Annotated in this window: 19 protein-coding genes and 1 pseudogene; 2 read left to right on the top strand and 18 right to left on the bottom strand. The window is 40.1% G+C overall.

From position 1 onward, the window contains the following. Positions 1-12: 12 nt before the first annotated feature. From H9647_RS17800 to H9647_RS17745, 12 genes and pseudogenes are all read right to left on the bottom strand, one after another. A complete protein-coding gene (locus H9647_RS17800; protein WP_191802457.1) occupies positions 13-2,154 on the bottom strand; it encodes a hypothetical protein in 2,142 nt (713 codons plus the stop codon). 14 nt (positions 2,155-2,168) lie between these two features. Next, entirely contained in the window at positions 2,169-3,635 is a 1,467-nt protein-coding gene (locus tag H9647_RS17795) for a CotH kinase family protein (RefSeq protein WP_191802455.1), read from the bottom strand. 12 nt (positions 3,636-3,647) lie between these two features. Beyond that, entirely contained in the window at positions 3,648-4,319 is a 672-nt protein-coding gene (locus H9647_RS17790) for a DUF4956 domain-containing protein (protein ID WP_191802453.1), read from the bottom strand. Between the two features lie 189 nt (positions 4,320-4,508). Continuing rightward, positions 4,509-4,700, bottom strand: a pseudogene (locus H9647_RS17785) (DapH/DapD/GlmU-related protein); the annotation flags it as partial. Between the two features lie 15 nt (positions 4,701-4,715). Beyond that, on the bottom strand, positions 4,716-4,859 hold the full coding sequence (locus H9647_RS17780; RefSeq protein ID WP_225229383.1) for a hypothetical protein: 144 nt from the start codon (positions 4,857-4,859) through the stop codon (positions 4,716-4,718). 129 nt (positions 4,860-4,988) lie between these two features. Beyond that, positions 4,989-5,696, bottom strand: a complete 708-nt coding sequence (locus H9647_RS17775) for a DNA alkylation repair protein (RefSeq protein WP_191802451.1) — start codon at positions 5,694-5,696, stop codon at positions 4,989-4,991. 48 nt (positions 5,697-5,744) lie between these two features. Beyond that, entirely contained in the window at positions 5,745-6,755 is a 1,011-nt protein-coding gene (locus H9647_RS17770; protein WP_225229382.1) for an alpha/beta hydrolase, read from the bottom strand. 172 nt (positions 6,756-6,927) lie between these two features. Beyond that, entirely contained in the window at positions 6,928-7,473 is a 546-nt protein-coding gene (locus tag H9647_RS17765; RefSeq protein WP_191802449.1) for a 50S ribosomal protein L25, read from the bottom strand. A 377-nt stretch (positions 7,474-7,850) separates the two neighbouring features. Continuing rightward, positions 7,851-8,840: a biotin synthase BioB gene (gene bioB, locus H9647_RS17760; RefSeq protein ID WP_318245335.1), complete on the bottom strand. Its 990-nt coding sequence runs from the start codon at positions 8,838-8,840 to the stop codon at positions 7,851-7,853. Between the two features lie 577 nt (positions 8,841-9,417). Further along, complete coding sequence (locus H9647_RS17755; RefSeq protein ID WP_191802447.1) at positions 9,418-10,509, bottom strand: hypothetical protein; 1,092 nt, start codon at positions 10,507-10,509, stop codon at positions 9,418-9,420. A 367-nt stretch (positions 10,510-10,876) separates the two neighbouring features. Further along, positions 10,877-11,494, bottom strand: a complete 618-nt coding sequence (locus H9647_RS17750; protein ID WP_191802445.1) for an NAD(P)-dependent oxidoreductase — start codon at positions 11,492-11,494, stop codon at positions 10,877-10,879. A 107-nt stretch (positions 11,495-11,601) separates the two neighbouring features. Beyond that, on the bottom strand, positions 11,602-12,285 hold the full coding sequence (locus tag H9647_RS17745; RefSeq protein ID WP_191802443.1) for a TetR/AcrR family transcriptional regulator: 684 nt from the start codon (positions 12,283-12,285) through the stop codon (positions 11,602-11,604). A gap of 130 nt (positions 12,286-12,415) precedes the next feature. Between H9647_RS17745 and H9647_RS17740 the strand changes: the two genes are divergently transcribed. Next, entirely contained in the window at positions 12,416-13,768 is a 1,353-nt protein-coding gene (locus H9647_RS17740) for an MATE family efflux transporter (RefSeq protein WP_191802441.1), read from the top strand. A gap of 107 nt (positions 13,769-13,875) precedes the next feature. On the opposite strand, the gene H9647_RS17735 is transcribed toward H9647_RS17740, so the two are convergent. Continuing rightward, the gene (locus tag H9647_RS17735; RefSeq protein WP_191802439.1) at positions 13,876-17,646 is read right to left on the bottom strand and encodes an AAA domain-containing protein; all 3,771 of its coding nucleotides are present in this window, start codon (positions 17,644-17,646) and stop codon (positions 13,876-13,878) included. A gap of 615 nt (positions 17,647-18,261) precedes the next feature. Between H9647_RS17735 and H9647_RS17730 the strand changes: the two genes are divergently transcribed. Then, on the top strand, positions 18,262-18,714 hold the full coding sequence (locus H9647_RS17730; RefSeq protein WP_191802437.1) for a HEAT repeat domain-containing protein: 453 nt from the start codon (positions 18,262-18,264) through the stop codon (positions 18,712-18,714). 253 nt (positions 18,715-18,967) lie between these two features. On the opposite strand, the gene H9647_RS17725 is transcribed toward H9647_RS17730, so the two are convergent. From H9647_RS17725 to H9647_RS17705, 5 genes are all read right to left on the bottom strand, one after another. Beyond that, complete coding sequence (locus tag H9647_RS17725; RefSeq protein WP_191802435.1) at positions 18,968-20,458, bottom strand: aldehyde dehydrogenase family protein; 1,491 nt, start codon at positions 20,456-20,458, stop codon at positions 18,968-18,970. Positions 20,459-20,485: 27 nt separating this feature from the next. Then, complete coding sequence (locus H9647_RS17720; RefSeq protein ID WP_191802433.1) at positions 20,486-21,571, bottom strand: 5-methyltetrahydropteroyltriglutamate--homocysteine S-methyltransferase; 1,086 nt, start codon at positions 21,569-21,571, stop codon at positions 20,486-20,488. A 652-nt stretch (positions 21,572-22,223) separates the two neighbouring features. Then, positions 22,224-22,703 carry a 23S rRNA (pseudouridine(1915)-N(3))-methyltransferase RlmH gene (gene rlmH / locus H9647_RS17715; RefSeq protein WP_191802431.1) on the bottom strand — a complete coding sequence of 160 codons (480 nt, stop codon included), beginning with the start codon at positions 22,701-22,703 and terminating at the stop codon, positions 22,224-22,226. Positions 22,704-22,890: 187 nt separating this feature from the next. Beyond that, the gene (locus tag H9647_RS17710; RefSeq protein WP_160035581.1) at positions 22,891-23,058 is read right to left on the bottom strand and encodes a CxxH/CxxC protein; all 168 of its coding nucleotides are present in this window, start codon (positions 23,056-23,058) and stop codon (positions 22,891-22,893) included. A gap of 290 nt (positions 23,059-23,348) precedes the next feature. Next, positions 23,349-24,596: a S1C family serine protease gene (locus H9647_RS17705; protein WP_191802430.1), complete on the bottom strand. Its 1,248-nt coding sequence runs from the start codon at positions 24,594-24,596 to the stop codon at positions 23,349-23,351. Between the last annotated feature and the right edge of the window lie 221 nt (positions 24,597-24,817).

The raw sequence follows: 24,817 nt of genomic DNA, 5'->3' as shown, positions 1-24,817 counted from the left end.
ATTAGTCCTTTCTTAAGAGTCGTCTACATTTTCAAAATAGGCTTGAAGCACTTCATAAGATTCTTTGGTTCTTTCCTGATATTGAATGTTATTATTCTTTAGACTTATATAGCTAGGAGAAGTAACTTTTGTTATCTGCCCATCGCTCTCCGTAAAAACCTGTAAACCAATTTGATTTATTTTTACTTTAGCATTGATTCCATCCTTATAAAAATCACCTAATGCAATCCCGCCAATCGGGTCAATCACATTAATTAATAGCCACGGAATTCGAAGTTCTATTACATCTTCTTTCACATAAAAATCGGCAAGTGAATTATATTCGTTAGAATCATAATCTGAGCTTCCAAATGTAAGCGTACCTGTTTCCATATATTTTGGTGATACTTTCTCCATGGTTCCGTCATTTTGAAATACATTCCGTGTTAATAGATAGATTGGATCAAATGTATTTGTATTTTCGGTAGGGATCGTTGTCATTTTATCCACGATATTAGCGTAATACTTATAACGAAAATCGAAAATATTGTACCTTGACTGAACCTGAATATCTGAATCGTTTACCCCTTGTATTCTAGCTACAAAGTCGGCATTTACATTAAATAACCCATTATGTTTTTCATAATTTTGGGTTCCTATAGATGGGTTAACATCAATAGCTATATGCAGATGATCCTTAGTGAAATGAAATTTTTCCTTTTGAATCATAAGATATAAATAGCTTGGGTCATACTTAGCGTACAATTGCCCATTTTCATTATCGTATAGTAAATCTTCTTCATTCCAATCCGTGGTGATCCCATCCACTTTAACAGCCTGCTCATTGCTTGGAACAAACTGCATAATTCCAAAATGTTGTTCACTAGATTGCACGTCTAACCAGTTTTCTGTATTGTCTATGTTTTTTATATGACGTGTATTCCAGGTTCTGCTCCTTTGCCACTCATCCTGCCAATTATATATAATGGCCCCTGCATATTGATTTTGATATATATCATCGAGCAACTCTGTTAGGTATGTTCCTTGCTCCTCTTCGGTCATTCCTCCACGACTGTAATGATTATATTCATCTTCTTTGGACATACCTCTAGAAGTAGATAATCCAATATTTGTGATCACAATCGGTTTTTGGTGGATGCTTTTTAATTGTTGCAAATATGCTTCAAAGGATCCTTCGTTCTCTGAAGGGAGAGAATTTTCTAAGCTGATGTTTAGAAAATCGGTATCGTTTGGTGATGCCTGATAACTAGCAAAAATTCCAGTATGAAAATCATTCGTTATATTGAATTTCTCAATATTCAATTCTGTATCGCGAAACACACTGGATTGCGCCGAATGTATAATAGGATCAAGCTCAGTGGTGTTTAGGAAGGACACCAATCGCTGCTGATTATATTTTTCAGTTTCATATTGGGCAGTATAATCTACTGCCTGAGCCATTATATATTCAAATCCATTTAAAGATTCTGCAGTAACATATTTCCCATCATAAGATGAATACTCTTGATCTCTCTTATTTATAATTTTCACCAATGTGGAATCCCATGAGTTACCAATAACGTAGCCTAGTACATAGGGAGAAATATCATTTGCATACCATCTGCTTGTAAAAATATCTTTACTCCACATCATCTTTCTGCCATGGACAACATCAATGGTATCTTCAATATTTGCTTGTAACTGTTTCGATATTTCTTCCTTTGTTCGTTTATATTCACCATCAATTAAATCTTCATCTATAGGGATATCATGAATGATATATATAGGATTCTGATTATTCTTATTAAACTCGTACAGTGCACTATATAAAGCTGGCGATTGAATAGAAGGAATACGAATGGTGTTGACATTCATCTTGCTAATTTGATCTAGCCATGTACTAATTTTATTTTCCAGTTGATCTGAACTTAGTTGCTCTTTATTGGGTACACTGTCACTTAAAGAAATACCCTTTACCACAAATTCACTCCATTTTTCACCATCATAACGTTCAATCTGATCATCGCTGACTCTTACTGCATAATGAACACCCTGTTCTTCAGTCGAGTTTTTAAAAGCACCTGTTTTAACATGTAAACCACCTAGAAAAAACAGATAAATCATCAACATGATGATTAATATGGTACCAAAGACAATTAGCATGAATTTACGCAAGTTACATCAATCCCTTACAAATCACTCTCGTTCATTCTGTATAAGATAGCTGTATTCTGATCAATCCAGCTTGCCCGTTTCGCAATATAGTCTTTTATTTGTTGAATTTCTTTTTTATACTCTTCTGCTTGCGACGTAGCAACGTTCCATTTAGCATGATTTCGCTGAACAGCATCTCCCAGTTCTTCAACAGCATTATCTATCAAATCATATAAATATTTTTCTGATAATACATTTTTGCGAAGATACTGATATCTTTTAATATAAGTATCAACAAAATAAGGATCTTTAAAAAGCTGATCAAACCAAGTGGTATTGAACATTTTAAATCCTTCTGCACTAGAATATGAGGAGTTTCTAGGTGATCCCAATATCAAATCGAAATCCCAAACGGGTCCTGCATGTAAACGACCACCTACATCCCTGTAAAAATATGTACTTACATCACCACCATCCACATTATTAAAAAAGTCGTTAATGATCGCATAATCTACAAATGACTTCACATCAATGTACTTACGATATCCGCTTTTTTTATCGGCAAAATCACGAGAATACAAGGTCAATTCAAAATCATTAATATAGTTATCTATTATTTGTCTTTGGTTGTCCGTAATCCGTGTCTTGCCAGGATATACATACGTAAGTCTACTTCTTTTCTTGACCGTACCATCCGCGCTTACAATTTGATCTGTTAAGACACTACTCCATAAACTGTCTAAAACAGGCTCTCCTTCTTTAATCTTGTCCCTAGCAATGATAAAGCTCGTGTCGGTGTAGCGCTCATCGGTTTTTGTTATATTTACCCGATCCGAACTACGTGTGATTTTCTCCATCAGCATATATACACCACGGTAGCTTACATCGTTGACCTCATTTGTTTGATCATCAAGGATGTACACTTCAACAAACCGAGTTTCGGGTGCAAATGCCATGATTTCACCCGAAACTTGGTAAGCTATATGATTTCGAATCAGGGAACTGTCTGCAGAAACCCCATTTAATACCCACTCATTATCTTTGGGCATATTTAATAGGGAAACATCTTTGTCTCCCCCGGTCTCATTAATAAATTTTAGAGAGAACTGTTTCTTGGGATTAATGCGTGAAGATTGTCCTCTGATACCAATCTCCACCTTTTCTTTAATTGCTGGTTTTGTTTGCGGATCCATACAGGTGGTTCCATCAGAATTAACATCATATAAGGAGAAATCCACATTATACCTATCCGTCTTTTCATTAATTGAAGTATCAGATATGGTTTCAATATTTTGACCATCAGTATCAATAATAACAACCGGTAAATTGTGATCTCCTTCACATGAATGTACATCAGGAATTGAGGTTACCTTTTTCTCGGAATTTTCTTTTCCATATTCAGAAGAGTAGGTCAATCGAGGAATTGCAACAATAAAACTAGCAATCAATAATATGACCATAATGAACAACAACGTTTTTCTTCCATTATTTCTTTTGTTCATATTGTCATACACCTATTCTAGTGTTTCTCCATTTTGAGAAACTACATTAATTGAAATAACGCCTTTAATCTTTTTCATATATTCATATTCCTTGGTTGAAGCATTGCCTTTTAGCTTAATTTGATAAACAAGTTCAACAAACTGATCATTTACCGTTTCTGAACGTAATTTATAACCCTTGCACACTTTAAACATATGCGCTCTAATATTTTCTAGAGATTCGTCTATATTTTCAGAGCGGATAATAATTAAATATCGTTCATCACTTCCAATACCATAGTTAAAAACAAAACATACTAAGGAGATGATAACAGTCCCGATAATAGTAATCGCTAAACTGCCTGAACCTGCTCCTAATCCGATAGCAATGGTCCAGAAGATATACGCTGTATCACGCGGATCTTTAACTGCAGTACGAAAACGAACAATAGAAAGAGCCCCGACCATCCCTAATGACAGAGCGATATTTCCACCAATAATGCTCATAATTACGGTAGTTATTAAGGTTAACATAATGAGGGAAACATTAAATTTCTTACTATACAGAATGCTTCCATAGGTGAACCGATATGTAATAAATACGATTAAACTCAGTGCTAATGCGACTAACGTATTCCCGAGTAGCTGCGTAGTCGTAACATCAGCCGAACTACCATACAAAAGTTCATATAAAGCATCTTTCATAAATCACAACTCCAAACTTAAAATTGATTAATAAAGGATAGGTGTAAACTACCAATCCTTTATAGCTAGTAGATAAGATAGCATCAACAATAAATGTCGTCAAGAATTGGAGTTGTAAATAAAAAACGATATAAACTTTGATATCAAATTTATATCGTTCCGATTAAAGCAACGAAAGTTATTATGAAATTAATTTAAATTTGTATCTATTTTCTTAATTACTTTTGCCGGCACTCCTGCAACAACCGTGTTTTTTGGCACATCCTTAGTGACAACGGCTCCCGCGGCAACCACAGCGTTGTCCCCAATCGTTACCCCGGGTAATATCGTTGCGCTCGACCCAATCCATACATTTTCTCCAATCACAACAGGAGAGGGATACCCACCTGACCTTTATTATACTTCTTGTTTTGTTGGACGAATGATCATATCACTAACAGATACTCTCTCCGGTGTATCAATAACATAAGCGACTGCTTGCGCAATATCCTCTGCAGATAGACCCCATTCCTTTTGGGCTTTATGTAACTCTTCTCCCACTTTCAGTTATTGATGATTATAGTAGATGGCGATCTGTTAAATTACGTTAATTATCGGTGGGCGGATACTCCGCCCAATAATATGTAAGAAGACAGTCCTCAAACGTAATGAGGGCTCTCTTTTATTACACTAGCACCTTACATATTTTCGTTTAAAACCGAGTTGCCCTTTATCTATTGCCTTTTGAAGATTAACAGAAGCATTCAGAAACTTGGTTTTATTGTTATTACCATTAACCTCTACCGGCCCTAATTCCTTCGCGATTGCGACCGCCTTATCATGGAGAGGCAGATAGGATAGTCCCACAGTGTAAATGAAATTGTTCATCGCATATTTTGTGCGTTCAGGTGCATCATGAATGGTGCTCGCTACAAGATCCAACATAGCAGCTATTTTCTCTTCCGAAAATTCACCATCTGGACGATTGCCGAGCAGCCAACAGTAGCAGCTCCACCCTGCTGACATCTTTAACTCTATATCGCTTGCAATCCACCTATCAGCAACTTCTTGTGCTATATCTGTTTCTGCCAAAGTTACGGCAACTACATAGTCCGATAGCATATAAAAATAAGCTCGATCTATCCAACGCTCAAAGTCCGCCTCCGTCATCACTTTAGGATCAGCAATCATCCCTGCAAAATACATAGCATCGTAATTTCCTGTACCATAGAGTTCCTCAGCCAATGGCTGATTTCGTTTTATTTTTCTAAAGAGCGGCTTCATCGCTCCTGTAGCCACACCAAAAAGCGGTTCATGCGCACCATTCGACTGATATATTTTCTTGGTTCGTTCCTTGCCGAGAGCTTCAAGCTCTTGCATGACCATTTCTAGATCCATTGTCCGCACTTCCTTTTTTAAAGGTTTATATGATTGTATATGTTCCATTCAGACTCCGTCCGTTGGCTGCTTCGCAAAATAATGCTTCACCGCATATTTGAATGCGTTGATGTAAAAGGAATGAGCCTCCCTACTCACTTGCGCTTTCGGATGGATGATATCGAAGCCGTGATAACAGCCTTGGAACATTTTAAATTCAACCGGTACGCCAGCACTCCGTAGGTTTTCTACATATTGAACAGTTTCATCCCTGAACGGCTCGATGTCTCCAACAAAAGTAACGGTTGGCGGCAAACTGCTGTAATCCGTTTCCCTTGCGGCAGCTGCATATGGAGGCACATTTCCACCGTATAACTCCCCAAGGTACAGCTTCCATGCCCACAGATTATAATCAGAATTCCAGATTGGTGCATGATTCGCTTTGGCTGATTCGGTATCCATTCGATCATCGATCATCGGATAGATCGGCATTTGAAAAGCGATACTGACCTCTTCCTGGTCTCTTGCGCACAACGTAAGAGCAGCCGTAAGTCCGCCTCCTGCGCTTTCTCCTCCAACCATCAGCTGGTCTTCTCTTATACCGAGCTCCTTGGCATGACTTTTCATCCACAAAAGCGTGTCGTAACAGTCATCCAGTGCAGCAGGATATGGTGCTTCGATGGATAGGCGGTAATCGGGTGCAACGACTACACACGGGCTGGCATGGATTAATCGTTTGTACGCTCCACCAAACATCTCCGGGATACCCATTGCATAGCCACCGCCGTGAATCCAAAGAACGCCAGGTACTTGATTAGTGTCTCCAAGTGGTTTATAGATCCGAATTCGCAGCTTCGAGCCGTCTCTTCTCGTTATCCATTCTTCGCTGCAATGGAGACCCTCGATGTTCTTTCCCGCTGATCGATCTGATCGCTTCTTCAATTTATACATTGCCTTCTGCCATTTCTGTTCATTCTTCGATTTCATCAGTGAATCGAACAGCTTTCCTCTGAATCGCAGTTGCTTATCGATCATGTCGGTCGTCACTTTCATCTCATCACCTCTTTTTTTCGATTTCATGCAATATAGAACTCCGGAATCAAAAGACTATATTGAACACTATAGACCACTTGCAGACATAAATAAAAATGAGCCCGGTATAATTACCGGACTCATTTCATTAAATTGCCTGATACATATTTATATCTAACTATTTAAAGGCACTTCACAGATGAAAATGGCCTCATAGGCATTAAGGCTTCGACACCGATACGAGGAGTTCGTTATCACCGGAGATAACTATCACTTCCGGCGGTAGGACCAGGTCTTTCACGAAGAGCGTTTCTCCGATTTCCATCGCGCTGATGTCCAGCTCAACTGTAGATGGCAGGTCTTTCGGCAATGCCTCCACTTCCACATACGGGTCTTGAATTTGCACAACTCCTCCCCACTTCGCTCCGGCAGGAATACCTATGATCTTGACCCCTAGCTTCGTCCGAATGATCTCATCGGTTTGAACGAGTTGAAAATCGACATGCAAAGGCGCGCGGGTTACTGGGTTCCGTTGAAGATCTTCCAATAGAACCGTAAACGAGTTATCGCCTTCGATCTTCAGCTCAATAAAGCCGGAAGCCCCCTTCTTTATCCACTTTTCAAATTGTTTGGTGCAAATATGAATAATTTGATTGTCTGCGTTTTTCCCGAATACAACCCCTGGCAAACGCCCCTCCTGACGTAAATTACGCAGTCCGGAAGGATTCAATTGTGGACGTCTTTCTGTATGAATGGATGTAGCCATGCTCTACCTCTCCTTTATATGAGTGATCTTAGCGCACATTAATAGCAGCCGTCGAACCGTCCCTGAGCAGGGATCAATAGAGAAACACAGCATCATGACCTCCATCCTTTTTCGGGTAGATAGTAATACTTTAAATGTAAAAAACCCGCAAATATAGACGAAGCACTCCGCTCCGAGGAGTGGAATGCCTATGGGTTTCACCAACCATACCATGTATTGGTGTTTATGTCGATATGATACTTTTCTGTAAATATGATAAATGTTCTTTTCTGCCCGTTAAACTTCATTGAGATCGCTATCCAATAACCATATTAGCGGTTTTTACAATCTACTTCTCCTGCTCCTTTATCACCTGTTCAATCCCAAGCAGAATCAGCTTACAACGCGTTTAACTCAATTTCAAAGCCCAAGTCTTCAATGATTTGTTGATCAGCCGACACTTCTTGGCCTGCCGTGGTTAAATAATCACCTACGAAGAGCGAATTTGCCGCATATAGAGACAATGGTTGTAGCGTTCGCAAATTCACTTCACGCCCACCCGCCACACGAATTTCTTTAGACGGACAGATAAACCGGAACAAAGCCAATACCTTCAGCGCTTTCATTGCCGGTGTTCGTCCTGCATGCTCAAGCGGAGTGCCCGGAATCGCATTGAGAAAATTAATGGGAATCGAATCTGCATCAAGCTCTCGTAATGCAAAAGCCATTTCTACGATTTCGCGATTTGTCTCTCCCATTCCGATAATGACGCCGGAACAAGGAGACATGCCGCTCGTCTTCGCCTTTTCTATCGTTTCGACGCGTTGATCATATGTATGAGTTGTCGTGATGGACGGGTAATTAGTTTTACTCGTGTTCAAGTTGTGGTTGTACCTGTGAACGCCTGCCTCAGCGAGCCGTTCGGCTTGGTCATCCTTCAATATTCCCAGACATGCGCAAATTTTTAGTGGCAACGTTTCACGAATTTCTTTGACTGCAGAAACGACCTGATCCAACTCTTTATCTGTCGGACCTTTCCCAGAAGCAACAATGCAATACGTTCCTGCCTTTCGAGCCATCGCTTCGTGTGCGCCCGCTAAGAGGGTGTCTTTATCTAGCAGCGTGTATTTTTTCACAGGAGCTGTCGAGACGATGGATTGCGAGCAGTAGCCGCAGTCTTCGGGACAAAGTCCACTTTTAGCATTGATGATCATGTTTAACTTCACTTTCTTACCGTAGAAATGCTTTCTTACCTGAAATGCAGCTTGCATCAGCGGAAGTACGTGGTCATTATCGGCTTCAAGAACAGCTAGTCCTTCTTCAAGCGTTAAACATTCCCCACGTAGCGATTTACTTGCGAGCGACTGCCAAATGAGATCATTCTCCATCGTTATTATTTTCATCATCCCCCATAGATTAAAATGGAATTGCTTGTCTAATTGAAGCTAACTGAATCTTTGATCGAACGATATGTATCAAGGTGTCCATATCCGTTTTTTTTTCACCAAGTAGGAAACCGACCAATCACCTTTAAGCTGCAGTAGTGTTCAAGCGATTCTAAGCCGCCATATTCGATAATTAAAAGATACGAATTGTTGTAGTCTTCCATTGGGTAAAAGGATGTCACAGGTACGCTTTATTCATTTCGGCGAACAATTACAATGCATTGTCATGTCAGTTCACCATCAAATCACAGTTAATTGTAAACCAATAAAAAAATATTTAGGTTAACAATTAACTGTTGGTATTTTAACAGACTGCGGTGAATTAGTAAATACAATTAAAGAAGTATAAATACAAGAGCAATTCGGAAACAATTTGGTAAATACTTCTTACTATGGATACTTCGATTACAGCCTCCTCTTTGGAGGGGCATTTTTTATTTTCAAGAGAGAAAAAGAATAAGACCCTGAACTCCAAGTCTTTGGAGTCAGGGTCTTATTCCGTTTGCATAAATAGTATGGATTATTGAACCTCTTTAAACGTACCAGCAGCATTGATGAACATGTCGCGTTTTTCATCCATGCGATTTTGAAGAGTCCAGAATAACAATTGAGTAAAGTTACCGTCTGTTTCTACAAGTGTGATCAGGTAGCTAATTTTAACTTTGTCGATTTCCCCGTTTAGCTCGAATTGCACAGCTGGCTGTCCATTGATCTCAATTTCCTTGGGTTCTGTTATAGTGGTATTCGATAATGTTTGAGACATAGAGTCAGTAACCGCTGTATAATAATCGGTCAAAGTGAAGTTATCGGCAAAAACATCTTTACCCTCACGTAGAACCATCAAATATTCTTCTTGCTGCATACGTGAGGCTTGAATGTCAGCATCAGGAGACAACTCAAGTTCGTATGTCATATAAGCAGGAATCGTAATTTCTGCCTTCTTGTCATCGCTCGTCATGGTGGTTACTTCTGTATTCTCATCGTCTTTGTTGTTAGGATCTGTAGATTCGGAGGGAGAAGTAGAGGCTGGAGTTGTTGGTGTTTCCTTTAATACCTTAAATGATTCAATCGCCTGTAATAGCTCTTGTTTATTATCTTCAAATTTAGATTGTGTAGACCATGTAATAATTTGATAAAAAGAGCCGCCCTTTTCAAGTAAAGCCACTAAATAATGCACTTTCACCTTCTGTGCCTCACCGGTAACTTCAAATAGCTCAGCTTCAGTAGAAGCCACATTTATTGTTTTGTTGTTAGATTCCTCCGCATTTGTTATAGACAAGTTAATGTTATTAGTAAATATAACTTTGAAATCATCCAATGTAGCATCGTCCGCCAAACTAGATTTTAGAAAAGAATTTACTATGACATATTTTTCATTTTTTCTCTCGGAAACTGCCAGAATGGCCTGTTCATTGAGAGCTGGGTCCTCTACCCAACCATTATCCAAAGTCAACTGGACCTGCCAGTCTTTAGAAGTAAATATCTTCTCCTCTTTGTCACCGCCCGATGCGTTATTTCCGTTGTTACTCGCACTACAGCCTGAAATAAAAAGAACAGTTAACATCAAAATAATTAGTGCCTTGCTGGTACCACGTTTACTTAGTTTTCTCAATTTTGTTCTCCTCTTTCTTATGTATAATAAGTTACTCTTAAACCTGTTATTGATTTTCGAAACACAAATATGGGTTTTTAGTAAAAATATGTAACTTTCTGGCTTTATTGCGGAACTGCCATCTGTCTGAAAGCCGAGTATAATTTCGACAACAAATGGGTTCGACTAGACCATTATATTAACTGCAACACGTATTTATACAGAATAAATACTTTGCCCTATTTAAATGCGGTTCACCGCGGCGTAACCGACTTGCGATGGCGATCAGCAATGGCAGTCAGCTCTGGGTTGTCCCAGCAGGACCTTTTCGTCCTGAGCCGTACGGGTCTTCCGGGAATCCTCGACGTCAGTAGAGTTTTGTTATTTTCTAAGTAGCAATTCCAATCGATGTATTTTCATATTCTGAATTATTTAATGCTTTTAGAATAAAGTGTGCAACGTCAGCACGTGGTATGGATCTTGAGTTTTTCGGTACACTCGTCGCAGATTCTCTGTACTTTCCTGAAAAGGGACGATTGGTTAATCCCAAGGGTCTAACAATGGTGTAGTTCAGTCCATGTGTCTCAATATAATCCGTAGCAGCCCTGTGATCTGCTAGAGTATTCTTAAGCATTCTCATGATCAGTTTCCCACTTATCCCTGGTAGCTCGTTATGTATCCCTGCGGATGCGGTATAGACGATTCGTTTGACATCATGCTCCTGCATGCCAGCAACAATATTTTTCGTCATCTCCTGGAGATCGGTTGATTTTTTCATCCCTTGATTGGAGCCTAAGCATGACACGACCGCATCATGACCAGCAATTGCTGCTGTGACTTCTGCTTGGTTGAAAGCATTTCCCTTTATAATTTTCACATTATCGTGTGTAACTTCTAGCTTTGTTGGTGTCCGTACAAATGCTGTTACCTCGAAACCATTCTCTACTGCCTGTTTCACAACACATTGGCCTACACCGCCCGTTGCTCCGAAAACAATAATTTTCATAACACTTCACCTTCCTTTTCCATCATTCTTTTCACTTTTTGATAATATCAAGGTAAATCCTAATTGAAAACCGCTATCCAGTAACCGGATGAGCGGTTTTTTATATTCTACTTTTCCTGCTCTTTTATCACCTGCTCAATCCCAAGCAGAATCAGCTTCAATCCAAAATCAAACGCACGATCCGTCCCCATCAGCTTGAACAGCCCGTTTGTGAACATGCTCCGGAACAGTCCTGCTTCCGCTTCGCTCATGGAGTCCAGAAGACGAATCATCTCCTCACCCGGAAGTGACTTCTGTTCCTTAAGGATGGCGGAGACATTGCGCTCATGCTGGTAATCGTCTAAGACGAAGTAGTAAACATAGTTCGCAAGCGTAGTAACCACTTGTATTTTCTGCTCTTGCTCAAGCGGTGTCGATTCTACACAAAGAAGCATGCGGTTGGTGTAACGAATGATGTCCGGTTCATGAGGCAGTGTCATCATCATGAGCTGTGTAGAGCAGGGATAGCGGCTAAGCACGCTCCGTACTGTTACCGCAAGCGTAGTCAGCTGTTCCTTCCAATCCCCTTCAGAGTGAAACTCCTCCAGAATTATTTTGGATATCTGGTTAGCTAAACGCTGGTAGAGATCCTGTTTGCCCTTGAAATACCAGTACAGAGAGGGAGCCTGAATCCCTAGCCTGTCGGCTAAACGTCTCATGCTGAATCTCTCAATTCCCTCCTCTCCTAAGAGCTCCCACGAGGCTTCCAAAATCTTATCTTCCGAAATTTGAGGCTGCTGCTTTTTTTTCATTGATATCCGCCCTTTTATCTAACAGTGTAAGTTTATGCTTTACAGATTTATAAGTTCATGATACCATCTAACACTGTTAGACTCAAACTAACACTGTTAGATAAACATGAAAAAGAAAGAAGTGATCCGCATGGATGCAGAAAACCTCCATTATTTTGAGAAAGCACCGGTCGCAAAAGCCGTAGCTCACTTTGCAATACCGATGATGCTAGGCACGTCAATGAGTGTCATATACTCCATCTTGAATGCCTACTTCCTTGGTACGCTCCACAATACTGCCGTGTTAACCGCTCTCGCATTAACCTTACCGTTATTCGCGATCATTATGGCGCTAGGCAACCTGATTGGGGTGGGCAGCGGTACGTTCATCTCCCGTTTGCTAGGAGAGAAAAAGTATGATGAGGTAAAACATGTATCTTCATTTGCTTTTTATAGCAGCTTAGTTCTCGGTCTTATTCTGATGGCTGTCGGCCTTCCTTTAATCGATTCCATCGTTCAAGGATTAGGGGCAACACCTGAATCCTTCGAATTTACGAAGGACTATGTCACGGTTATGCTTATCGGCTCACCATTCGTCGTATTGTTCTTCACACTAGAAAATATCATACGCTCAGAAGGTGCAGCAATCACGTCGATGATCGGTATGATTCTCAGTGTTGTCATAAATATTATCCTCGATGCAATGGTTGTTTTCGTCTTCCATTGGGGCATAATTGGCGTCGCGTCCGCTACGGTCGTCTCCAACTTGGTTGCGAGTGTATTCTTTGCTTTCCATATGGGATACAAGAGTCAATTCCTAACCGTATCCGCAAAATGGTTCAAGGCTACTAAGGACATTCTAGGCAATGTTCTCAAAATCGGAACTCCTGTCTTTATTATGAGTATCTTCATGGGCGCAATGTCGCTCATCTTTAACCATTTTCTTGTCGAATATGGTGATCTGGCCGTGGCGGCTTACGGAGTTTCATCTCGATTATTGCAATTGCCTGAGTTTATACTAATGGGATTATGCGAGGGAGTCGTGCCGCTTATTGCCTTCTCTTTTACAGCGAATAAATTACGCATGAAGAAAACGATTGGATTCACGATCAAAGCCATTATGGGGTTAGCCGTTGTGTTCGGCATCATCGTCTATTTCATTTCCGATAACCTAATTGGTTTATTTACGAATGACCCGCAATTAGTTGAAATGGGCAGCTACATTCTGCATGTGACATTCTTGTCCTTATTCGTTTCAGGAATGACCACGTTATTTATGGGGATCTTCCAGGCAACAGCGCAAGGAACTGCTGCATTCATTATGTCAGTTATACAAGGAATTACTCTGATTCCTGTGCTCTATATCGCTAATCATATGAATGGCTTCCACGGAGTGGTCTGGTCACTTGTCATTGCAGATACTGTCGCATTCCTTGTTGGTGCCATCATGATGTATGTTTTGCGAAATAAATTACAGCCGGATTTGGATAGTTTAGTTCACTAAAAAATCTATAACATGCAAAAAGCTGGATCAGGACATTTCCTGATCCAGCTTATTTTCGCTACAAAGCAGGGAATAAGATCTTCTATCCTCAATAAACCTCATGAAGGTTATATTCCCTCTTCCAATTTAGCTCGAACTTCTTCTTTCCGACACAACTCCTTAATTCGCTGGTCAATACGCTCTATTTCATTTGTAGAATTCTTCCACCAATTCCTGCTCCATATTCGTTCAATGATCCAACCTCTTGATTCTAAGTATCGTTGCCGATAAACATCTCGTTCTCTAGCGTTCGGCGAGCTATGATACATAGCTCCATCACACTCTATTCCAAGAATAAATCTAGAACTATCGTTTGGATGGGTAACTGCCATGTCGATACGATAGCCAGACATTCCTACTTGTGTGGTAACTTCATAACCTAAATTACGGAGTCGCTGATATACCTGTTCTTCAAATGGAGAATCGAAGTGAAGAGATTGTTCTACAACGTGTGTGTTGACTGCTTCGTTGATCTCTTGAATTACAGATTGGATCTCTTCAATCTTCCCTGCTGAAACGGCCCTGGCATATTTCAAGAAAGACTTTAATAGCTTTGGTCCACGCTCAGATGCGTTGGCTACATTCAGTTCTTCGGGTTCTATACTAGAAATAACAATAATGCTTTCCTTCGCACGGGTAACCGCTACATTCAAACGATTTTCTCCACCTTTTTGGTTAAGTGATCCAAACCGGTTATAAACTTTTCCTTCTTCATTTTTGGCATAACCTATGGAGAAAATAATAATATCTCTCTCGTCCCCCTGTACATTCTCAATGTTTTTTACGAATAACCTTTCATCTAATCCCTTAGCCATTAACTCACTATAAAGCACTCTAAATTCCTCATCATTTGCCGCAGCATAATCAATTACATCGAGTACTTTAGATTGCTGCTTCGAGTTGAAGGTGATGACTCCAACTGTTTTTCCTGGATGTTCTAGTAGTACATGTTTTAGCTGCGTCACTACTTCTAAAGCTTCTACTTCGTTAGATTGGTTCATCCATCTACCATTAACTCGCTTCCAGACAATAGCCGGTGGCTCACTAAAAGGAGTTACGTTTGGAGCCATTTGAACATAGCCGTTATAAAATGCATGATTAGAAAAATTAATTAACTCTTCATACTTAGAACGATAATGCCATTGTAAAATCTTCTCCGGGAAACGTCGTTTGGCTAAGTTAAGTAAGCTAACTGACTCATCCGTATCATATTTTTCATCTTCCTCGTCTTCTTCATCAGCGTATCCTGCTCGGAACATATTGGATGGAGGAAGCTGTTTTTCATCTCCCGCTACAACAATTTGCTTACCCCGATATATAGACGGTATACCACTTTCCACAGTTAACTGGGAAGCTTCGTCGAAGATCACAATATCAAATAAACCTTCTTTTAACGGAAAAATAGAAGATACCATCTCTGGCGAAGCAAGCCAGACTGGTAAAATATCAACTAATCCTTTATCCGCGAAATTATTCACTAATTTACGAAGGGACCAAATCATTCTCTTCTTACCCGTCTGATGTTTTAACTCTTTTGTATTTTTTCCTTGTTCATGATGTAAGATGCTTACCTTATTCTTCAATTCATGAATCAAGTACTTTGCTGCTACTTTCCGTTTTTCCTCTAACAGATTGGAAAATGCTTCACGTATTCTTCCAAACTCGTTTGTAGAGATTTTTTGCACATCTGGATACTTAATTTCGATTTGATCAATCCAATGAAGAAATACCGAATTTCTAAAGATTTCGACCCAAGACTCCGACAATGGTTGCTCTTCATCAAATTGTTTTCCTTGTAAGGCATGAATAACACTTTTTATGTCATTGCTTGCCTGAACCCAGAACGTATCCATTAATTTCAGATCATCAAAGTCACGATAGAGATATTCTAATAATAAGTTTAACTCTTTTAATGGAATATCACCTTCAGCTACTCGATCCTGTAACTTCTTCACTTGTTCTTCTTGTATTAACATAGACAGGGCTTTCATATCATTAGCCATATCCTTGGTTAATGATGCTAGATTGTGCATGCTCTTTAATGACTGCTTTATCCTTACCCAATCACTAGAACTTGTTCCTTTAAACTTCTCTCCATTTGTAATCTCTTCAATAATAGATTTACCAGTAACTGTAGTCCACCAAAATATACGTAAGCGTTGAAGGGTACGTCCTTCATTTCTATCTAGGTCCGGATAGATTTTATTTAAGCGTTGTTGTACTTCCCATGTATAAGCAGGTGTTATCTTTTCAATATCTAAAGTTTCAATATAAGCTGTTGCTTTTTCGGCTTTCTCGATTAATGTCTTCAACTTTTCAATCACTTCTAACTTCATTTTCATATCAAAGTTAGCAAAACTCTTTCTGTCACGTAATGGGTAGGTCTCTTTTCCGAACTGTTCGTACCACTCTCCATATGTATATAATGCCTCCACCACATCTCGTAGAGATTCTTTTGTTAATCGATCAGCCACACCTTCTAAGTAAATGATCTTATTTGAATTCGTTATTGGTTTTGATTTTCCATAGAGTTCATACAATCTATATCCATGGGGCTGTCTTTCATAGAGTGCTTTAGCAATCGTGTCCAGCAACTGTTCTTGATTATTTAACCGAGAAGTGACATTAATTAGCTCCTCAACCGCTTCTGCAAACTGCACCTCATTTTGTTCTAAAACGGTCGAAATCTTTTGATAAAGTTCTTTTCGGTCGCCCTTCTCATCATGTACAAGAGCAACATGATTACCAAGCCCAAGACTGTTCATCCGTTGATAAACAACGTCTAGTGCCGCTCGCTTTTGGCAGACAACAAGTATCTTCTTTTTTTGATGAAGTGCGTCGGTTATTAGATTCACAATAACTTGCGATTTCCCCGTTCCAGGAGGCCCATGTACAACTAATCCTTTTTGATGACGGACTTCTCGTAAAATTTCTTCTTGCGATCCATCCGTTTGTAACAGATTTAATATATCCTCTTTAATATTAGGCTGCTCTTCTTTCTTCACTTGATCAAGTAATACTCCGCCCTCGATAAACAAATCACCTTCAGAATTAATCAACTCTCCAACAAGTGAGAGTTTGCTCGTTTCTGATAAGTTAATTAACTCATCATAATCACGAACAATCGATGAACCACCTTGTGGAAAATCACCAATGACCGCATTCTCCAACAGGGTTATATTCGCTATTTCTGGAATATCACTCGCCTTATACTCCTTTAAACGGCGGAGACCTGTTTTATCATACTGAACTTTCAACTGCTGTCTTTCTAAAAAATCTATAATTTCGGAAAAATCCATGGAAGCCGCAACTGTATTAGCCTCATCAAAAATATCTTCTGAGAAGCCAAGTTTATTTAATTTTTTCAACGCCAAGAAGAGCGTACGATTAAGCTGTGGTCCGCCCTCTTCCAAATGTAGAACCCATTTTTGCATCAAAGTATTATCTTTTTCCAATCGGATCGGAAACAAAAACAAGGGCGCTTGAATAAAAGTTCCATCGAGGAGAGTACCAGATAGAAAAGGATAGCCTAAATATAGGTCATGTACTCCCGTTTCATCTTCCAATGCTTTAATTTGTCGATAAAGGTCACTAAGCTTTTGTGATAGGATTATTGATTTGTCATCATTCAGGGAAGGTTGCAATAACGTAATGTTCCCTTTAACTTTCTGATCTATAACCTTCTTTAAAATCGACTGAGAGTCTTCATTTGCCTCTAATGTATCTATACTTTTAAGGTCAAAACTCCATTTTTGATAAATTTTTAATAAGCGAATGGAGCGATTACGTTTGTTTATGCTATTTAGCTTATCACGCATGTGTATTAAATGATTTTTCATGTTGTCTCTCTTCTTTCGTTAAAATGGTTATATAGAACTATATTATTATGGTGAATTATGGATCTACATATGTGTATATAGTAACAGAAAACAAATTTTTATGTTTCATGTTCAAACTCAACTCATTTAATCCCCTGAATGGACAATAAAATTTATTACAAAACAAAACCACTCCAATGAATGGAGTGGTAATTAATTCTCTATTAATTTCAATCTTCCTGAGAGAATTTAGCTATTTGCAGTGGATTGATGAAAAAACTCAAGTTGTGGTATTCGAGATGGGGATGGCTTATCCGCAAGCTATAAGTGTTTCAAACCTCAGTTCAAAATCCTATGAAGCTAAGGAAGAGAGGCGCCTTGTATGATAAGGACTTTCTCTTCTTCTTTTAATCTTATTTTTCTACACACTATAGAATCACAGTAGACTTCATTCATAAAAAAAAGAGGGGCAAGGAGATTAGATAGGTTGATACATCTTTAACATTTGGTGAATGTGATTTTCAGGCTGTCAATCAGCTTCATAGGAGTAGTTTAGTCAGGTTCGTGCTATAATAGTGTTCACATAAATAACATTCATCATTCTGCCGAGATGGCGATGATTAAGGAGATTGAATTTTGACGAACAACCATGATATTGGAGCAGTTAACGAACTACCGGAAAACTTTGAAGAGCTCAAACGAGCGGCTAATCGGACGGCAAGCTGGAGAGACAGGCTAAATGCGGTGAACGAATTGGGGAACTGGAATACAGCACCTACCATTAAGTTGCTGCAGCATGTTTTGACAAGTGATCAAGTGTTCCAGGTGCGTGAAGCCGCATATCACAAGCTCAAGCAGTTGGATGAAGATGTACAAATGCCTGACAAAAACAAAGGTGAGCTGTTTAAAGGTCTTAACAAAATTTTGCTGCGGATTAAAAAAAGCCTTCCTGAAGGTCACACATTTGAGCAATTTAAGGAAAAACTGCAAAAGACACGTCTGGATATTTATGATACTTACGAGGGCGACAAAGATGCTGAGTTCGACTCCTGGCTCCATGGAATTTGGGAGACACTAGGTAGAAGATAGCCGCCGTTCACCGTATAATAGCTGAGTACAAAGCCACTCCAAAATAATGGAGTGGCTTCCTTATTTCTTCAGGGTCACCTCCATCAGATATGTGTTGTTTTTTTCTGAAAAGTTGCTGCGCTCAAACTTATCTGACAAAAAAACGCCCTGTCTACTGATTCTTAAAGATCAGTAAACAAGGCGAAAAGTTAGAGCCTACTTCCATTTCACATGTAAATTCCCTGTACGATATCGAAGTTGTATGCTATAAAATTTATTCTGGTATATAAGGAAGATCCAGTGTCTTCGGAACGTTGATGACATGCTTTTCTGTATAAGTGCGGATACCTTCCACGCCGTATTCACGGCCAATACCAGATTGCTTGAAGCCACCGAAAGGGAACCGAACGTCGAGCCCCTGCACAGCAGCTGTATTGATCATCGTCGTTCCAGCTTCGAGTTTACGTGCGACGGAGATGGCATCCTTTTCTTTCCCCCAGACAGAACTCGTCAATCCATAAATACTTTCATTGTGTAGATGAATAACCTGCTCTTCATCGTCAAATGGCAGAATCGGCACCGTAGGTCCAAACTGTTCCTCCACCACAATCGGATCATGAACATTGCAACCTAAAACAAGCGTAGGTTGTAGGTAGTAACCTTGGTCAAACAGCTTCTGATCAAGAATTTGACCGAGAAGAATGACCTTAGCCCCGCGCTTTTGCGCATCTTCAACCAAACCAAGCACGTAATTTTTCTGCTTCAGGTTATTAACCGGGCCTACCGTCGTATTTGAATCAAATGGATCACCAATTCGAATCCAGCGATTTGCCGCCTCTATATATTTTCCCACAAACTCATCATATATAGAACGGTGTACATACACACGTTTGGCAATCATACAGATCTGGCCTGCTGTCAAGAAATTAGAAATGACAATCCGGCGCATTGCTCGCTCATCATGAACATCAAAGCTTTCCAAGAAGATAGCCGCATCATTACCACCAAGCTCAAGCGTCATATCCTTAATCGTTTCCGAAGCAGCTTTGATAATATGCTTAGCTGTTGCTGTTCCACCTGTAAAGGCAATTTTAGTAACATAAGGATTACTAGTCAGTTCAACGCCCACATCCGCATCACCATGAACGACATTGATTACACCAGCCGGGAACTCACTCGCAATAATTTCTGCCACTTTAGCTGCCGCCAGTGGCGCAAATGGGCTTGGTTTAAGCACAATGGTGTTGCCCGCAAGTAAGGCAGGAGCGATCTTAATCGTAGATAGAGCAATGGGATAGTTCCATGGACTAATCGCTGCCACCACACCAATTGAATCATAGGAAAGAATCGTTTTGCCATTCTCATGCTCTTTGATCTCTTCCTGTAGAGCCGGTTTAGCTTCATTACAAGCAAACTCCATCCACATTAACGAAACATAAACTTCACCGTGTGCATCATACAGGGGCTTGCCATGCTCTCTAGACAGCAAATGCACAATTTCATTCTCAGCTGCTCTAATCTTCTCGATCGCTTTGCGCATCATAATAATGCGTTCATCAATGGAGGTCTGTTTCCATGTTTTAAAAGCCCCTGCCGCCGCTTCAATCGCTTCAACCGCTTGTTCTTTCGTAGTGACAGGGAAATAGCCTACGATCTCAGTTGGGTTTGTCGGATTCTCTTTTGCTAACTGCGAAAGGGATTTTACATTTTGACCATTAATTAACGCTTCAACTATAATTGTCTCTTGGCCTGCTTGTATCGTCATTTTACATCCCCTCCGTATTTAGATGGATTAATTCCAAACTTCTTCTGCGATTTCCTTAACATAACGAAGTTTACGCCATTGTTGTTCTTCCGTTAAAATATTGCCTTCTTCTGTAGACGAAAAGCCACATTGTGGGCTCAAACAAAGTTGCTCAAGTGGTACATAGGTTGCTGCCTCTGCAATCCGAGCTTTAATTTGTTCTTTATCCTCTAACTCGCCTGTTTTCGATGTGAGTAAACCAAGCACGATTTTCAAATCTTTTCGATTCACATACTTTAATGGCTCGAAACCACCTGAGCGCTCATCATCAAATTCTAAAAATAATCCATCTACGTTTAAGCCTCCAAAGATAACTTCAGAAGCGTAATCATAACCACCCGTTGAGAAATAGTTCGATTTATAGTTACCACGACAAATATGCATAGTCACAACTAAATCTGCCGGTTTATGAGACAAGGATTCATTAATCATTCGCTGCATCGTTTTCAATTCTTCTGCCGGTTCTAGACCTTTAGCACGTAGCTTATCGTGACCAGCTTCTGAGAATAGGTCTGCCCAAGCTGTATCATCTAATTGCAGGTACCGACATCCCACATCATAGAAGGCTTGAATGGCTTTTTGATACGCCGCAATAGTATCCTGAAGGAATTGCTCTCTGTCCTTATATATATTGACGTCATTCTCCAATCGATATAGAAGCATGTTTGGACTTGGAATAGTCTGTTTCGCCACTGCGTCACCTGCATGCTTTCTCAAAAACTCAAAATCCTGAACAAAGGGATGACTCGAGAAATCAACTTTACCAACAACACGAATCCCACCCTTGCGAGTTTGCATATTATGAAATTTTGGTCCGTCTATTTGCTCATACAACTCTACGCCATCCAAGCCGCCCAGAAAGTCAAAATGCCACCAGCTTCTGCGGAATTCACCATCAGTAACTGCCAATACGCCATTTTCTTTTTGCTTTTCAATAATTCGAATAATCTCTTTATCTTCCACAGCTCTTAATTCCTCATATGTGATGTTGCCTAATTTATATTGTTCACGTGCCTGACTTAAATCTGCAGGGCGTAGAAAGCTACCTACATGATCATTACGAAATGGTATCATAACTATTTCTCCTTCTAACTTTTTAGTCTAATGAGTATAGCATGATGAAAAGGAATGCTTGTTATATGAAAAAAGCATGGCTAGTCATAGCTTTTAACAATAGCTAAAAGACTTTAATACGCAAAAATCCACAACCTCCTATGGTAGTGGATTTAGGGTGAGCGAGGAGCAGGGGTCATAATGATAACTTAATTATGTTTATGCTCATCTCGGAACTCTCAAAGTATTTTATATCATAAATATTACTACTATTTATGGTACGGTTTACCGCGCTGCCTGTAACGGCAAGTAAAAAGCCGCCCAAGCACTGGACGGCTCCATTGTGTTTGCTTAATTGTTTTAGCTGAAAAAGGGTGATACCAAAGTCATACCGTCTAAACCCATTTCACTTAAATTACCAAAGTAAAAAACAAAATAATTAAGCAAAGCGGCTTTGCTTAATCTATTGGAACCAAGAATTCAATAACATACGCTTACCATTTAAACTGAAACTGATATTCTCCACTAACATAAAAAACTCCCAATGTCCTCTTGTGTAAACATACATATAAAATGAGAAAATGTGTTACTCATAAGTTCTGCTAAATGCTTTCGATCTTTAGGTTTGATTGTGGTGACAGTGCCTGGGGATTACTCCTGCCGGAACTTCGCCCTACTTATGATACGGTTCCCCGCGGTTAATCTTCACCGCACGGTAAATCTGCTCCACGAGTACGAGACGCATGAGCTGATGCGGCAAGGTCATTCGTCCGAAGCTCAGACGTTGCTGTGCACGCCGAAGTACCGCATTGGACAATCCATTACTACCGCCAATCACAAAGACGATATGGCTTGTCCCATAAGTACCGAGCTTATCGATCTCCGCTGCTAAATCTTCCGAACTCCACAGATGACCATCCAGTGCTAATGCAATCACATGGGCATCGCCTTTGATATGACCAAGGATCTTCTCTCCCTCACGGTCCTTCACATTCTGAATCTCCGCATCACTCATGTTTTCGGGAGCTTTTTCATCCGAAACTTCAATCACCTGGAACTTGATATAAGGTGCCAGTCGTTTTGCATACTCCTGGATTCCCTGTACCAGATATTTCTCTTTTAATTTCCCTACACTAATAATTTGAATAAACATATTCTGCATACCTCCTATATAACACGGCTATCCACCGTTATGTACTAACATTCACGCTTAATTTATACCTTTGCTCATCTTCTTAATCCACTTACCATCTACGTTATATATACAAGCAAAAAGAGCGTAAACTTCACGCTCTCCCCATGTTTACTATTCAACTATATCCGTGCGAAGTATGAACCTCTTAGACCACTAAGAACTCCGCGTTGTTATCACATTCTGAGCACTTTACCGGCGGGTCCCAGTCGGAGAATTCGGTTTCTTTCAAATCTACAATATCGGGTGCATCCTCGAATTCATCAACAAATTGGTCAATGGCATGCTCCACATGATCTTTACATACGGTGTACATTCACTCAAGCATCCTTTCTGTCTTTACCCTTCTTACGGCTGTGTCCTTATGCTGCGAGACAAACGCCCTCACATATGGACATGCTCCTTCTCTTGTTCTACCATACCTGCGCATGAAAAGAAACCCTTTATCCTTTTTCCTCCCTAACAATTGGGTAGAATAGGACTTTTCATCGTGATCCTTGCTGCTGCCTGTGTTTATCCTTCCCAGATCGAGTAACCTGCCATGCATGATGAGCAAATAAAAAACGGCTTCCACCTGCCCGGGGAAAACCGTTTTTCGCTCTGGTGCTATTCATTAGGTTTATCTGTAAGCTTAGTGGAAACTTCCGTCAGCTTCCCATCACGATAAAAGTTTATTTTGAGTTCATCGCCAATTTTCTTCTTCTCATACAGGTGCTTACGCAGATCGAGTGTTGAATTAATTTTCTTTCCATCGAACTCCACAATGACATCATTCATCTTAAGCCCTGCTTCTTCTGCTGGACCGGATGATTCGAGCACGATCACGCCTTCCTCAACGGATTCAGGCAGCTTCATCTCTTCCCGCTGTTCTTTATCGAGCGGAGCGTAAGGGCTGGTTAAATCTACGGTGTAGACACCGAGATAAGGACGAGATACTTTTCCATCCACCATCAGATCATCGACAATCGTCATCACATCATGCGTTGGAATCGCAAACCCAAGCCCTTCCACACCAGTATCCGCAATCTTCATCGTATTAATACCAACTAAATTCCCCTCTAAATCAACCAAGGCACCACCGCTGTTCCCTTCATTAATGGCAGCATCCGTCTGAATGACCGACTGTTCCCAGTCATATACTCCGTCCTGGTTAATAGAGACCGGAATCTGACGATCAATATAGCTTACAATCCCTCTTGTCATCGTACCGCCAAGTCCTAATGGGTTTCCGATGGCAAGTACGGTCTGACCTCGGCGCAGTTTGGTAGAATCTCCGAGCTCTACTGCTGTATTAATTCCGCTGCTATCAATGGATAGCACAGCAATATCGCTGATTCGGTCCTTACCGATCAGTTCTGCTTCCTTGGATACACCATCTACGGTTACAGCTTCTAAGTTCTCACCACTATCGACAACATGATGATTGGTCATGATATATGCTTTTTTACCTTCAATTTTAAAAATAACACCCGACCCTAAAGCCGAATCCGAAATTTTAGAACCTTCAACTTCTTTATGACTCACAATACTTACTACAGCCGGACGAACTTTATCTCCCGCTTGCATGATTTGTGTCTCGTAAGAGCCAGCCCCTCCGCTTGCATAAGAACTTTGTCCAGCAAAAGCCATTTGTGTATCTCCTGGATATACAATCCACGCAAATAAAGTCACAGATACAATGGCGCTAATCACCGAGCTGATTACAGCAACCTGAATCGTTGAGAAAGTGGAAGATTCCGTATTCTTTACTGTTTTCGGCCACCATCTTTTGCGGCTGACTCTAATTCGGTTTGGAAGATTTCCGGTCCGTTTTGATACTTTGGTGGAATAAAACTCATCGTCAAACAATCCCATTGGATTCTCTCCCCTCGTATCACTTGCATCAAGACCGTTTACTGCCTTAATACGTGCTTATTTCTCTGTTCACATGAATTGTTATCTATAAAAATTGCTACAGGTCTCATATCTTCTCTACTATAGTTAACACATATGAAACGAAAAAGTTTCGAAAAAAGGGTAAGAAATCAGTCTCTATTACATATATCACCATCATTTTACCGCTTTAAGCGCGGCAA

It is taken from the genome of Paenibacillus gallinarum, assembly GCF_014836635.1.
Classification (GTDB): Bacteria; Bacillota; Bacilli; order Paenibacillales; family Paenibacillaceae; genus Paenibacillus; species Paenibacillus gallinarum.
Note: the sequence above shows the minus strand (reverse complement) of the source record. Positions and strands in the feature narration are given on the sequence as shown.

Bases quoted from the DNA above. Each gene is read 5' to 3' on its own strand.
- H9647_RS17795 (WP_191802455.1), bottom strand. From the start codon at position 3,635: ATGAACAAAAGAAATAATGGAAGAAAAACGTTGTTGTTCATTATGGTC.
- H9647_RS17790 (WP_191802453.1), bottom strand. From the start codon at position 4,319: ATGAAAGATGCTTTATATGAACTTTTGTATGGTAGTTCGGCTGATGTT.
- H9647_RS17775 (WP_191802451.1), bottom strand. From the start codon at position 5,696: ATGGATCTAGAAATGGTCATGCAAGAGCTTGAAGCTCTCGGCAAGGAA.
- H9647_RS17770 (WP_225229382.1), bottom strand. From the start codon at position 6,755: ATGAAATCGAAAAAAAGAGGTGATGAGATGAAAGTGACGACCGACATG.
- H9647_RS17765 (WP_191802449.1), bottom strand. From the start codon at position 7,473: ATGGCTACATCCATTCATACAGAAAGACGTCCACAATTGAATCCTTCC.
- bioB (WP_318245335.1), bottom strand. From the start codon at position 8,840: ATGGAGAATGATCTCATTTGGCAGTCGCTCGCAAGTAAATCGCTACGT.
- H9647_RS17750 (WP_191802445.1), bottom strand. From the start codon at position 11,494: ATGAAAATTATTGTTTTCGGAGCAACGGGCGGTGTAGGCCAATGTGTT.
- H9647_RS17745 (WP_191802443.1), bottom strand. From the start codon at position 12,285: ATGAAAAAAAAGCAGCAGCCTCAAATTTCGGAAGATAAGATTTTGGAA.
- H9647_RS17740 (WP_191802441.1), top strand. From the start codon at position 12,416: ATGGATGCAGAAAACCTCCATTATTTTGAGAAAGCACCGGTCGCAAAA.
- H9647_RS17735 (WP_191802439.1), bottom strand. From the start codon at position 17,646: ATGAAAAATCATTTAATACACATGCGTGATAAGCTAAATAGCATAAAC.
- H9647_RS17725 (WP_191802435.1), bottom strand. From the start codon at position 20,458: ATGACGATACAAGCAGGCCAAGAGACAATTATAGTTGAAGCGTTAATT.
- H9647_RS17720 (WP_191802433.1), bottom strand. From the start codon at position 21,571: ATGATACCATTTCGTAATGATCATGTAGGTAGCTTTCTACGCCCTGCA.
- rlmH (WP_191802431.1), bottom strand. From the start codon at position 22,703: ATGTTTATTCAAATTATTAGTGTAGGGAAATTAAAAGAGAAATATCTG.
- H9647_RS17710 (WP_160035581.1), bottom strand. From the start codon at position 23,058: ATGTACACCGTATGTAAAGATCATGTGGAGCATGCCATTGACCAATTT.
- H9647_RS17705 (WP_191802430.1), bottom strand. From the start codon at position 24,596: ATGGGATTGTTTGACGATGAGTTTTATTCCACCAAAGTATCAAAACGG.